Source organism: Nodosilinea sp. E11, from assembly GCF_032813545.1.
In the GTDB taxonomy this organism is placed as follows: domain Bacteria; phylum Cyanobacteriota; class Cyanobacteriia; order Phormidesmidales; family Phormidesmidaceae; genus Nodosilinea.
Genome location: NZ_CP136520.1, coordinates 3,518,012 through 3,530,204 on the forward strand (window position 1 = coordinate 3,518,012; position 12,193 = coordinate 3,530,204).

General features: G+C 58.1%; 10 protein-coding genes. 3 read left to right on the forward strand and 7 right to left on the reverse strand.

The genetic code is table 11. The annotated features are described in order from the left end of the window. Positions 1 to 6 precede the first annotated feature (6 nt). Positions 7 to 453 (reverse strand): SufE family protein, encoded by a 447-nt coding sequence (locus RRF56_RS17790; protein ID WP_317034498.1) that lies wholly within the window; start codon positions 451 to 453, stop codon positions 7 to 9. 140 nt (positions 454 to 593) lie between these two features. Next, complete coding sequence (gene remA, locus RRF56_RS17795) at positions 594 to 857, reverse strand: extracellular matrix/biofilm regulator RemA (protein WP_317034499.1); 264 nt, start codon at positions 855 to 857, stop codon at positions 594 to 596. A 332-nt stretch (positions 858 to 1,189) separates the two neighbouring features. On the opposite strand from remA, the gene RRF56_RS17800 reads away from it, so the two are divergent. Continuing rightward, a complete protein-coding gene (locus RRF56_RS17800; protein WP_317034500.1) occupies positions 1,190 to 2,965 on the forward strand; it encodes an NFACT family protein in 1,776 nt (591 codons plus the stop codon). Between the two features lie 464 nt (positions 2,966 to 3,429). Here RRF56_RS17800 and RRF56_RS17805 read toward each other — a convergent pair whose 3' ends face one another. Next, entirely contained in the window at positions 3,430 to 5,142 is a 1,713-nt protein-coding gene (locus RRF56_RS17805) for a CocE/NonD family hydrolase (RefSeq protein WP_317034501.1), read from the reverse strand. Between the two features lie 327 nt (positions 5,143 to 5,469). On the opposite strand from RRF56_RS17805, the gene RRF56_RS17810 reads away from it, so the two are divergent. Then, positions 5,470 to 6,444, forward strand: coding sequence for an IS110 family transposase (locus RRF56_RS17810; protein ID WP_317033747.1), 975 nt, complete (start codon positions 5,470 to 5,472; stop codon positions 6,442 to 6,444). Between the two features lie 200 nt (positions 6,445 to 6,644). On the opposite strand, the gene RRF56_RS17815 is transcribed toward RRF56_RS17810, so the two are convergent. Then, positions 6,645 to 7,127: a cupin domain-containing protein gene (locus RRF56_RS17815; RefSeq protein ID WP_317034502.1), complete on the reverse strand. Its 483-nt coding sequence runs from the start codon at positions 7,125 to 7,127 to the stop codon at positions 6,645 to 6,647. A 403-nt stretch (positions 7,128 to 7,530) separates the two neighbouring features. Between RRF56_RS17815 and RRF56_RS17820 the strand changes: the two genes are divergently transcribed. After that, positions 7,531 to 8,664 carry a SpoIIE family protein phosphatase gene (locus RRF56_RS17820; RefSeq protein ID WP_317034503.1) on the forward strand — a complete coding sequence of 378 codons (1,134 nt, stop codon included), beginning with the start codon at positions 7,531 to 7,533 and terminating at the stop codon, positions 8,662 to 8,664. Positions 8,665 to 8,859: 195 nt separating this feature from the next. On the opposite strand, the gene RRF56_RS17825 is transcribed toward RRF56_RS17820, so the two are convergent. From RRF56_RS17825 to RRF56_RS17835, 3 genes are all read right to left on the reverse strand, one after another. Next, positions 8,860 to 9,189, reverse strand: coding sequence for an STAS domain-containing protein (locus RRF56_RS17825; RefSeq protein WP_317034504.1), 330 nt, complete (start codon positions 9,187 to 9,189; stop codon positions 8,860 to 8,862). Positions 9,190 to 9,323: 134 nt separating this feature from the next. Then, entirely contained in the window at positions 9,324 to 10,415 is a 1,092-nt protein-coding gene (locus tag RRF56_RS17830; RefSeq protein ID WP_317034505.1) for a glycerate kinase, read from the reverse strand. A 5-nt stretch (positions 10,416 to 10,420) separates the two neighbouring features. Continuing rightward, positions 10,421 to 12,133, reverse strand: a complete 1,713-nt coding sequence (locus RRF56_RS17835) for a DUF3352 domain-containing protein (RefSeq protein WP_317034506.1) — start codon at positions 12,131 to 12,133, stop codon at positions 10,421 to 10,423. Between the last annotated feature and the right edge of the window lie 60 nt (positions 12,134 to 12,193).

Here is a 12,193-nt window from a genome sequence, read left to right on the forward strand (position 1 = left end):
TAGCCTCTAATTGAGTAACGCTGCTGGTGCAGCTCCATCTAGCAGGGCCTGAGCCTTTTGCTGCATAGTTTTGAAGATGTTGTAAAACCCGTTGGCGCGCGATGGCGTTAGGCTGACATCTAGCTGGGTGTCTTTAATAAAATCAGGGCTGAGATCAACGATTTCGCCAGGAGTGAGGCCGCTGAGAGCTTTAATCAGCAGAGCCACTAGCCCTTTGGTAATTTGGGCGTCAGAGTCGGCCTGATAGACCACTTTTCCGTCTACCAGGTCGGCTATCACAAACACCTGGGACACGCAGCCCGGCACCTTATTCTCAGGAGTTTTGCACTCCTCCGGCAGCGGATCGAGCTTTTTGGCAAACCACAGCAGTTGCTCGTAGCGGCGCTTAGGATCGGCGGCCTTCTGAAAGCGGGCCACAATTTTCTCAATAGACTCGGGGCGATCGGCGGGCATAGGTAGCGAGGGGAAACAACCTCCTAGTAGTCTATCAAGCGGCGTGAAGGTGGGTGTGTAGGTGCGTAGACACAGGCGTGATCCAATTTTCTACAGTTTTATACCGACCCACCTCCCTACGCATCCACCCGCCTACCCATCTACGCCTTGCCATCCCCATCTTTGCCGCTGACAAAGCGGTGGGCTACGGTCTCGGGCTGAATGGCTGAGAGAATAGTGTGGCCAGAGTCAGTAATAATGACGGCACGGGTGCGGCGACCGTAGGTGGCGTCAACAAGCTGTCCGCGCTCACGGGCATCGGTGATGATGCGTTTAATTGGGGCAGACTCGGGGCTCACGATGGCAATGACCCGATTGGCCGATACGATATTGCCAAAGCCGATATTGATGAGCTTGATATCCATAATATGAAAGGAGGGCGATAATGGGAGGCTCCGGCACTGATGCCAGGGTTCTCCCCGACTGGCCAGAAAACCAAAGGCTTTTTTGGCACAATGCTCTACATTTAGGCCCAGAGCAGGCTTATTGCCATACTAACGAATCCCCTTGGCGCTGAGGGTTAATATCCGGCAAAAGTTCAGTCTTTTTGGAGTTTTCGTTCTTTTGGCTATACCTTGCGGCTAAAAGACCCCTCTATCGATAGTTTTTAGCTCTTTTCCCGAGTACTGCCCTCAGCCGAGGGAGCTAGGGCGTTGGTGATGCCGTTGTCTATTGTGTTTGCCTGGAGGGTTAGGTTGTGCAGCCGGTTGACTTTACTACTCTGATGGCTCTGTGCCACAGCCTAGAGGCTGACTGGGTGCCTGCCCGCTGCGAAACGGTTGTGCAGATCGATACCACCACCCTAGCCCTTGGCCTTAGAACCTTGGATCAGCGCGGTTGGCTGACAATTTCTTGGCACCCTCAGGCGGCTCGACTACACCTGGGAGAGGCTCCGCCCAAAGGGCAAGACACCTTTACCTTTAGCCAGCAGCTCAAGCACCAGATTAACCAGATGGCCCTAGTGGCGATCGCCCCGGTAGCCCCTTGGGAGCGCGCCATTGATTTGCAGTTTGGCCCCCGCCCCGGCGACCCACCCCAGTGGCATCTGTACGTTGAAATTATGGGCAAGTACAGCAACGTCATTTTGGCCAATGCTCAAAACCAGATTGTGACCGCCGCTCACCAGGTGAGCGACCAACAGTCGCGGGTGCGGCCTATTCAAACGGGCGACCCCTACCGGCTGCCTCCGGCGATTATGAATACGCTGCCGAGTTTGCAAGAATCCCAGGCTGACTGGCAAGAGCGGGTGACCCTGGTGCCCACAACGCTGAAAAAAATGCTGATGCAGAGCTACGGGGGCCTGAGTTCTTCCCTGGTGCGATCGCTCCTCGCTGCCGTCCATCTCTCCCCTGACCAACCGGCCCAAACCCTGACTCAGGTCGACTGGGATCGACTGTTTGAGGCGTGGCAGCGCTGGCTTGTCTGTCTCGACAAGGGCGAATTTTTTCCGGGCTGGGTCGAAGGGGGCTATACCGTCCTCGACTGGCAGGGGGTGGCCCCAGCGGCCGATGTGCACACCCTGCTGCATGGGTACTACAGCCACGAACTCAACCTGCAACAGTTTGAGCGGCTTAGAAACCAGATTCAGCAAAAGCTTAAGGGAGTGCTCGACAAACTGCGCCAAAAGGCCCGCACCTTTGAGCAGCGCCTCGATCAGTCAGCCCAGGCAGACCAGTACCGTCAGCGAGCCGATCTGCTGATGGCCTACAGCTACCAGTGGCAGCCGGGGCTGACGCAAATGACCGTGGAAGATTTTGCGACAGGAGATCCGGTAGCGATCGCCATCGACCCTGACAAAACCGCGATTCAGCAGGCCCAGCGCTACTATAAACAGCACCAAAAGCTGAAGCGCGCCAAGGATGCTGTCGCCCCCTTACTCGCGGAGGTGCAAGCAGAACTCACCTATCTAGAGCAGGTAGAAGCCGCCCTGACCCAAACCCCCACCTACGAGGAACCGGCAGATCTAGAGGCACTGGTCGATATTCGTCACGAGTTAATTCAGCAGGGGTACATGGCTTCACCCGACTATCGCCCCAGCGATCGCAAAACCAGCCCTAGCAACCTGTCGGGCTTTCGCCAAGAGCACACCCCCGACGGGCTGCCGGTGCTAGTGGGCCGCAACAACCGCCAGAACGATCTACTCATTTCTACCGTGGCGACCGACTACGACCTCTGGTTTCATACCCAAGAAATTCCGGGTAGCCACGTGCTGTTGCGGCTAGAGGCGGGGCAGGTGGCAAGCGATCGCGACTTAGCCTACGTCGCTGATCTGGCGGCTTACTTTAGCCGGGCTCGCCAGGCCGATCAGGTGCCCGTGGTCTATACTCAGCCTCGCCATGTCTACAAGCCCAAAGGGGCACGCCCTGGCATGGTGATCTACAAACACGAAACCGTGATTTGGGGGCAGCCCCGGCGCATTGAACCGCAGCAGGCGACTCATCCCAAATCCGATTTGGTAAACCCCGGTTCATAATCAGGAACCCCGTAGGGGCGTAGCAGGCTACGCCCCTACGAATCGGGGGTATTCATTCAGGATTCAGTTAGCTATGGGCGGAGCACTGCGACGGAGCTTGGTAGACTGACACGCTAGAAATCAAAAGTCAGCGGGGCATACGGGTTCACGGGTTAAGGCAGGCCGTGTACCTGAAACCATCAACCGTAGAAATGCTGAGTACATTTGCTCATCAGCTTAGGTTATCGAATCAACACACAATTAGTAGAGATTGTGTTAATGAAAATCTGTACTTGTTGTTACAATGAGAAACGGAGGAGATGAGAGCCCTCCAGCGGAAAAATACCAATCTCTAGTGCTGCCAAAAGCGCTGGGTTTGTGGTGGTTTCTTCCAGATTGAGAGAACAACGTAGATATTTAGTATCACCTAAGTCGGCTTCCCCAGGGGGCCGATTTTTTTTAATCTTTACGTTGGCGATCGCCCCTTAAAGCCCCCCTAAAGGCAGATGGATGCAGGATGGATACTCTGCCCCCTGGGCAATGGTGAGGGTGATCACCCGGTGCTCAATCTGAGGGCAGTCTGCTGGTTGATCGCCGGTGCCGCTGTTGACGGCGTAGGCTGGAAAGCAGGCCGCCGCCACACTCAGGCGCAGTCGATGGCCGGGGGCAAGGGTGCAGGCGGTGGGGTGCAGAGGGAGGGTGATGGCTTGGGCTTGACCATCGGCTGGATTGTAGGCATCGACCCGGCAATGCCCCTGGGTAAGGTTGACCACGCGACCGTCGCTGTAGACCTCCGATAGCACGACGCTGAGATCAAAGCTGGGGGCATCGGCTCGGCAGTATAGGGTGGCAGCGGGAGTGCCGACCAGGGTTAATCCTGCGGGCCAGGCCGCCGTAGTGTAGGTGAGCACGTCAGTCCGGCTGTCGAGGCTGGCTCGATCGAAGGGGCCGGGGGGCAGGCCGCAGTGGCCGCCCAGGGAGGGGACGGGTCGCCAAGGGTCGTGCACGATTGTGTCTTGAGGGGCAGGGTTCGCCTGGGCTTGGGGCAGCGTAGAACTGAGAATACCGTCGGCCTGACGCAGGCCTGCCAGGCCGGTGCTGCTGAGGTAGAAGGGTTGCCCAGGGCCGGTGGGCCAGCGATCGCGCCCCTGCCACCGGTTTTCCCCCATGATAAACAGCTGAATCGGCGGCTCTAGAGTTATTTCTGGGGTTGTTTCTGGGGGCCGATCTTTCAGAAACCGGTCAAACCAGCGAATTTGCAGGCGATCGATAGGGCTGTCGGCGTCAGGGCCAAAGTCTACAGTGCCGATTCGTCGCCCCCAGGGCAGATGTCCCCAGGGGCCAATCCACAGAGCTTGGGGGGCACTGCTTTGGCTCACCATCTGCTGATACAGCCGCAGATCGCCCCGCAGATAGGGGTCGTACCAGCCGCCCACATGCAGCATGGGCAAGTCTACCGCCGCCAGATCGGGTTGGAGCGCCTGCCAGTAGGCGTCGGGCTGGGGGTGGTCGAGCCACTGGTGAAAGAAAGACTCCGGGGCGTAGGTCTTGAGCACCTGGGGGCAAGCTGGCACAGCATCCCCCAAGGGAAGAGACTGGGCGGCTTGGCGCAGCGCCTGGTAGGCCGTGCCGTCCTGTCGGAGGCGAGCGGTTTCGGCGGCCAGCTGAAGCGCCCAGCCCAGCCCAATTTGTAGCGGCAGGGCACCATTTTCGTAGGCCCAGTCGGCGTAGAGGTCGTAGCCTACCATCGCGGGGGCGATCGCCCGCAGGGCCGGGGGGTGCTGGGCCGCCGCGTAGAGCTGGGTCATGCCCTGGTATGAGAAACCATACATGCCCACCGCCCCGCTACTTTGGGGCAAACTGGCGGCCCACTGCACCGTGGCGTAGCCATCGGCGGCCTCGTGGCGAAATAGCTCAAACTCGCCCCCCGAGGTGCCCCGCCCGCGCACGTCTTGGATGACAACGATGTAGCCGTAGCTGGCGTACCAGGTGGGGTGGGCATAGACCACAGTGGATGCGATCGCCCGTCCGTAGGGCTGCCGCATCAGCAGCACCGGAAATGGCCCTGCCCCCAGGGGGGAATACACATCGGCATCGAGGTGAATGACAGCCTCGGCCCCAGGGGCACTGGGGACCGCCAGGCTGAGGGTCTGCTTGGGAGCGACGGCGTAGGGGCCAGGGGAAGGAGACGTGAACAAGGTTTTTAAAGCACGATCGGAGGAAAGGGGCTGGGGGAAGGACTATAGGCGTTGCCTAGCGGCAGGGTTGAGGTTGAAGGGTGAACGTTGAGAGGGGTGAATTTAGGTAGCTTTTGAAAACCTTTCTCGCTAATGGTGGGCAGTGCCCACCCTTGTATCTTTAGAGGTGTGTGGCAGACCGTCCCACCCTAGGTTGTCCAAAACCGAACGTAGCATGGGTCGCTGCACACCTCTGAAGTTAACTCGCAAAATCGCCAGGAGCTTAGACTCCGTATCGAGCAAGGACGAGTGATGTCAGATTAACCTCCTACACGGGTGGATACAACCATGACTGAACTATCACAAGCGCATCAATGGGTTGGCATTGACGTATCCAAGCGCACCTTAGATGTGTACGTCCGTCCACTTGGATTAAGCGTTCAGGTGGCCAACAGTGACTCTGGTTTAAGAGAGTTGCTACAGGCGTTAACGGCGTTTCGTCGCGAGACGAGTCTGATTGTGCTGGAAGCGACCGGGGGCTATCAAGCCCTGGCGGCGCGAACGTTGATGGCGGAGGGCTGGCCCGCCGTTGTGGTGAATCCACGTCAAGTGCGTGATTTTGCCCGGGCCACGGGGCGCATGGCTAAAACAGACAAAATTGATGCCGAGGTGTTGGCTCACTTTGCCGATGCCATCCGTCCAGAGGTACGGGCGATGGCGAGTGAGGCCAGTCAACACCTTCAAGACCTCGTCACGCGACGGCAGCAACTCGTCGAGATGATGAGTGCCGAAAAAGCCCGGCAACGCTCAGCACGAGCCAGGACGGGTCAGAGCATTGAGCAGCATATTGACTGGCTCAAGCAACAGATCCAAGACCTCGATACCCAGATTGAGCAGCTCATCGCCCAGAGCGATCAGTGGCAGCGCACCCGCGAGATCCTCACCAGTGTGCCGGGTATTGGGGCTGTGACGACGGGGCTCCTCTTGGCCTCACTCCCCGAGTTAGGACAGATCTCAGCGAAGCGCCTAGCCAGCTTGTGTGGCCTCGCCCCGTTCAACCGCGATAGCGGCCAGATGCGGGGTAAGCGGATGATTAGCGGCGGTCGAGCCACCGTGCGCACAGGCCTCTACATGGCCGCGTTAGTCGCCACTCGCCATAATCCGGTCATTCGCGATTACTACCAGCGCCTGCTGCAGCGGGGAAAACTCAAAAAGGTTGCCCTGGTGGCCTGCATGCACAAACTGGTGATTATTCTCAATGCCATGGTAGAACATGACACCCTCTGGCAGGCTCCGGCTTGCTCCCTGCCCGCCGCCACATAAGGAACAGCAAGACTCTGTCTGATGCAGGCAGGGCTCCTGGCTTGATTTCCGCTGCCATCCCGCCGAGGCTAATCGCATAGCAGGATGAGCTTGACAAAGAAGATAATCGCTACGGTGACTTTAGCCCGCAGACCAGACGCGATCCACAGGTGTAAAATTCACCTACCTACCCGCCTACCCATCCACCCATCCACATCTCCTCAGCCCAATGAGACCATACCGGGGCCATCGTGTCGCCCCAGTACGGCTAAATCCTCATCGTCTAGTTCGACCGGGGTGCCGCTGCGAATCAGTTCGGCAAAGTCTTCGTTAGGCACCATGATACAGAGGGTATAGAGCCGGGTAGGGCCAGTATTCTCGACGACATGCACGCCGTTGGGCGGCACCAAAATGCTGTCTCCGGCGCTAATGGCTACGGTTTTACCATCGCAGCTGGCCAGCCCCTCACCCTTGAGCACAAAAAACATTTCTACGGCGACCTGGTGGCGGTTGGGGGGCGTTTTGCCACCGACATCGAAGATTTCGACGCAGTAGGTCAGCGACATGTTGGCGATGGTGGGGTCAAAGACTATGGCCAGGCGGTTGGTATCGCCGGGGCTAATGCGAAAGGCTTGGTAGTCTTTGGGTGACTTGTAAACCGGAACAACGCAGCTGGTGGGCAGCGGGCAAGTAGTCGTGTCCATAACCAAGTCGACCTAACTGTACGGGACTGTACGGGCTTGCCTATGCTTAACAGACTGCCACGGCGATCGCGGTAGCTCACCCTACCTTTCATAAAAAGTTGTCTGGGCGGTTTGCCGACAGCGAGGGCTAGACTGGCGATTTTAGGGAGCGTAACCATAACCTGCTTAGGGCTCATCGGCTCTGGGGGTAGCAGCTGAGGCGATCGCATAGGATCTTCATGAAGCCTTCTTGACGAAGTGGTTTAGGGTTAGGCTAAACCTGAGAGATTAGTTCTATGGGTTTAGCTGCGTCCTAGGGAACCCTGCTCTTAGCAACTGCCCCTTCTACCTCCCGGCCCTTTGCCCCCACCAGGCCATCTACCCCAAATTTAACGACGGTTCCTCCTTCGGTCGAGAGCACAGCATGGTCGACATCCTCATCATTGAGCACGATGTAGCTACAGAACAATTTCTAGTCAGCGCCCTAAAACAGCAGGGCTATAGCGTGACTACTGCGCGCAGTGGAGCAGAGGGGCTGACCCTAGCCGAAAAATTGCTGCCAGGGGTGATCATCTGTGACTGGAATATTCCGGGCGATGTTGACGGGTTAACCATTTGTCAGACGCTCAAACACCACCCGGTGTTGTCAATTACGTCGCTGCTACTGTTGACCGCCCGCTACAGCACCGCCGATCGGGTCAAGGGCCTAGAGCTCGGAGCCGACGACTTGCTCTCAAAGCCGGTAGATATTAACGAACTCAACGCTCGCGTGCGCTCGGGACTGCGTATCTACCAGCTCACTCAAGATCTACGTCAGCAAAAGCAGCGCATGGAGGCCGAAATGGCCGAGGCCGAGGGCTATGTGCGATCGCTATTGCCCAACGACCAAACCGGCAAAGTGCCGATTCAAGCACGGTTTTTACCCTCCCAGCAGCTAGGCGGCGACTGCTACGACTACTACTGGCTTGACCCTGATTACATGGTCATGTATCTGCTAGATGTGTCCGGCCACGGGTTGGGGTCGGCGCTGTTGTCGACCTCGGTGCTCAATGTGCTGCGATCGCAGTCGCTGCCCGACGTCAGCTTTTACCGCCCCGAGAAGGTGCTGCGGGCACTGAACGAAACCTTTCAGATGAGTGACCAAAACCAAAAATACTTCACCATTTGGTATGGCGTGCTCAACTGCGCCAATCGTCAGCTACTCTACGCCAGCGCCGGGCATCCCCCAGCGGTGCTAGTGTCGATCGATGCTGACCAACAGGTAACCACCACCCGCCTGCGCACCCCAGGGATGCCCGTAGGCATGCTGCCCGACGCCAAATATCAGTGGCAGCGCTGCCATCTACCTCCCAACAGCAGCCTCTACTTATTTAGCGATGGTCTCTACGAGGTGCTGCAAAACAACGAGCAGTACATTGGCCTTGATGCCTTTGTCGATCTGTTGGCCCTGGCTAACCGTGAAAAGAGCGTCGATCACATTCTCGATGCAGTGATTGGTCGCCAGGCGGGCGAAGTGGCCAGTGATGACATGTCGTTGATGATGATCAATCTGGACTAGCGTGAAGCTGACCGGCAGCCGGTGATTGGGTTTAGAGACTAATACGAAATCCGAGTTGGGAAACCCCGATTTATAATCAGGAACCCCGTAGGGGCGTAGCATGCTACGCCCCTACGAATCGGGGGTATTCAGTTAGGATTTGGTATAACCTTCCAAATTCAATTCCCGGCCCAAGTCTTAGTCGGCGATTGCTCGCTAGTGTGGCGCTTTTAACTTGGCGTCTTCAAAAGCCTGCCGGTCGTCGTAGACGTCAAACACCCGATCCATGCTAGTGAGCTCAAACAGCATGCGCACCTGATCATTGATCGAGCAAATGCATAGACTGCGGTTTAGCCCCCGAATCTTTTTCAGCAGCACGACCAAGGTGCCCAGGCCCGAACTATCGATAAAAGTAATATTTTTTAGGTCAACCAAAATAATTTCGGCTCCCTCTTGTAGCAATGCTTCCACCGACTGTCGAAACGCTTCGGCTTTGGTACTATCTAAAATGCCGGTGGGCTCAATAACTTGAACGTTAGAACTCATAATAAACATCACTATCCTTAAGTTGAATTAACAGCTTTTGAGAACCTGGGGCCTCATGCCATATAGATTGACAATCTGACCTAGGAGAGCTTTCACTTCTGTCCCGAAGTTGGTAGTGCCTTTTAATACTACGGCTAGACAAAGGCTAAAGCCGGAGAATAAATAGCCTTGGGGGTGCGCTCGTGATCGATTTCTATCACTAGGTTAACGTGTTCTCGATCGCCCTTGAGGAGTGTGATAAACAGCTCAGGATGCAGGGCACGCCAAAAATACTCCACAAATTCGTCAATGGTGGCATCGCTCATGCCGGTTTTGCCCTGGGCTTTCATCTGGTGCTCGGCATCTTTGCGCCACTGCTTGCTCAGGCGGTAGTCAGCGGGGCAAAGCACCATCAGGCGATCAAGGCAGTCCCACAGAGGCAGGTAAGTGGCGAGTTGAGCGTTCATATCGCGGGCAAACTGGCGATCGGCCTCGGTGGCAATGGGTTCTGGAGCTTGGTCAAACCGAGCGGGGTCAATGGGGCGTGCCCCCAAAAACCAGCCTTCGAATAGCAAAATGTCGATTCCCTCGACCCACTCGGGGGCAATGCGATCGCCCTCGCCGCCGTGCAGCGACTTATCGAAACGTGGCAGGGCAACGGCCTCACGGCCTACGGCTGAGCGCACCTGATCCAGGGTAGCTAGCCCCAGGTCAATATCATGGGTGCCGGGGGGGCCTCGCCACCGCAACCGAGGATCGGCTTGCACCAAGAGCTGGCGATCGCGGTAGGTCTTGTAAAGGTCGTCAATGGAGAGGCCAACAGCGTTGTAGCCCATTACTCCCAGGATGTGCCGCAGAACTAAGGTCAGGGTAGTTTTGCCGGTGCCCTGTCCTCCCAAGATGCCCTGAATGAGCGGCGCATTGAGATCGTCGCGGGCCTGCTTGAGGGTCAGGGCTAGGGGCAGCCACAGCCGCCAATATAGCCCCAGGTAGCGCTCCATGGGAGCCGGGGGCAAGGGCAGGGCAGCGTGGTGGGACACGAGGGTTTGCAGCCAGTGCAGCCGCGTTTGCAGTTGGGCTTCGCCGTTGTCGGGAGTGATGCCCCAAGCCGCAGCCCGCAGCGGATCGGCTAGCTCCCACGCCAGCAGCTGCTGCATCTGGTCAGAGGTCGGAGGATTGCCTGCTAGGTGGGCGATAAGAATGGGAGCGATCGCAAAATTGTCTGAAGTTTCTGCCAGGTTTGCCATAGCCGCTATTGGTTGCTGAGCTGAACCAGAATGCTGCCAGTCTGCATCGCATCGCTGCGATCGCGGCTGATCAGGGTAATCTCTCTGAGATGCTTGAGAACGGGTTGAGCCGCTGTGCTCCACAGCCGCCACTGGGGCAGTTGGGTGGCCAAGCGGGTCTGCATTTGGGGCCAGTCGATATGAATATAGCCCGTGCTGGGACCGGGTACCTGGGCCACCTGGGGCCACCAGCTCGGCCACTGGCGCGGTGCGTTCTGTGGGCCAATCACGGCGGCTAGGGTGGCGGGAGAGGCGGCTAGTACTTCGTAATCATCCACCTGGGCATGGAGCCCTGCCACCTCAGCTACCACCTGCAAGGGCTGCGAACTCCGGCCTTGGGGTAGCGAAAGCCGGGTCCAGGCGATCGTCGGGGTGCCTTGTAGGTCGAGGGCACCCACCCCTAAGCCATTTTTCTGAGCTAAGGCGGTGAGCGCATCGAGGGTGGTGCTCAGATGGTCGCTCTGGGGAGCTACCACCACCCAGTCAGCCGATGCCGCACTGGGTGGTGCCAGCCCTAGGCCATAGGCGCGATCGACGCCCACTTGTAAGAGGTCGGTGGCCCCTGGCCCCAAAGCCCTGTCGATCAGGGGAGTCAGGAGCGAAGCTCCATCGCCCATGGTCGAGGTCAGAGCCAGCAGCGGCTTTAAGGTCTGCCCCAGAGCCATCAGGTCAGTACCCAGGGCGGTGACGGTCAGCGAGTCGGGCAAGTAGGGGGCGATCGCCGTCCAGTCGTCGGCATTGGCCCGCTGGGGGTGGAGCCGATGCCCCTGGGCCGCCAGCAAAGCAGTGTGACCCACCAACCCCTCACGGGTAAGCTGCCACGACATTAGCCCCCAGCCCACCTGGTCATCGGCGGCCCCGAGTTGGTCCAGGTCTAGCCCTGTGGCCTTCGCCTCAGGGTGAAGCCACTGGCTAACCGCCGGTAGGTTGAGGGCCAGCAACCCCACCCGCTGGTTGGGTAGGGCTCGTAGGGCGGTTTTGTAGCGGCGATCGCTCTGGAGGTTGAGATCGCTCGACTGAGCAGCGGTGAGGGCCTGACGCAGCACGTCGGGATGGTTGGCCGCTAGAACGTAGCGGTTGGCCACTAGGGCTGTGGCTAGCTGGGTCGTATCGGCTGTCGAAAATCGCTGGGTTCCCCGTCGAGCGTAGATCAGGCGGTTACCCGAAAAGTCTTCAAAGGTGAGGGCATCACCTGCGATCGCTCGGTTTTGCCAGTACAGCTCTAGGGCCGCCTGGGCCGCTGCGCTATCGTTGCAAGCCAGGGCCACTAGATAGCCGGGGGTGGTGCCATTGGTCGGGTCATAGTCGAGGTCGGCAGTCACTAGGGCTGCGGTCACCTCTTCGCCCAGCCAGGGCTGAATGTCGCGGCTGTAGCTGAGGCCCGTGTTAGCTAGCAGCAATTGCTCAATCAGTTCTTGGTCGTGGCGGGTGTCTTGGCGGAGCCGGGGGGCGGCTAGATAGTCCCACAGGTTGGCGAGGCGATCGGGGCGCACCAGCACCGCCGCCACCACCGCCGACTGCTTAGGTACAAACTGAAGCGCCAAGGGTTGCGCTTGCCCACCACGCTCAATCAGATATAGGGGGTTATTGAGGGTCAAGCGCCCCAGCAGGCCCAAACCCAGCACCAGCACCAGCCCAGCGGCAATGGCAAGGGGACGAATAAACGAGCGAAACTTCATTGACCTCACGCCTAAACCCCAAAACACCCGTAGCGCGATGATTCGCGCTAACTAATTCTT

What these genes read in the sequence shown, in the direction of transcription:
- RRF56_RS17790 (WP_317034498.1), bottom strand. Translation starts at nt 453, where the DNA reads ATGCCCGCCGATCGCCCCGAGTCTATTGAGAAAATTGTGGCCCGCTTT.
- remA (WP_317034499.1), bottom strand. Translation starts at nt 857, where the DNA reads ATGGATATCAAGCTCATCAATATCGGCTTTGGCAATATCGTATCGGCC.
- RRF56_RS17810 (WP_317033747.1), top strand. Translation starts at nt 5,470, where the DNA reads ATGACTGAACTATCACAAGCGCATCAATGGGTTGGCATTGACGTATCC.
- RRF56_RS17815 (WP_317034502.1), bottom strand. Translation starts at nt 7,127, where the DNA reads ATGGACACGACTACTTGCCCGCTGCCCACCAGCTGCGTTGTTCCGGTT.
- RRF56_RS17820 (WP_317034503.1), top strand. Translation starts at nt 7,531, where the DNA reads ATGGTCGACATCCTCATCATTGAGCACGATGTAGCTACAGAACAATTT.
- RRF56_RS17825 (WP_317034504.1), bottom strand. Translation starts at nt 9,189, where the DNA reads ATGAGTTCTAACGTTCAAGTTATTGAGCCCACCGGCATTTTAGATAGT.
- RRF56_RS17830 (WP_317034505.1), bottom strand. Translation starts at nt 10,415, where the DNA reads ATGGCAAACCTGGCAGAAACTTCAGACAATTTTGCGATCGCTCCCATT.
- RRF56_RS17835 (WP_317034506.1), bottom strand. Translation starts at nt 12,133, where the DNA reads ATGAAGTTTCGCTCGTTTATTCGTCCCCTTGCCATTGCCGCTGGGCTG.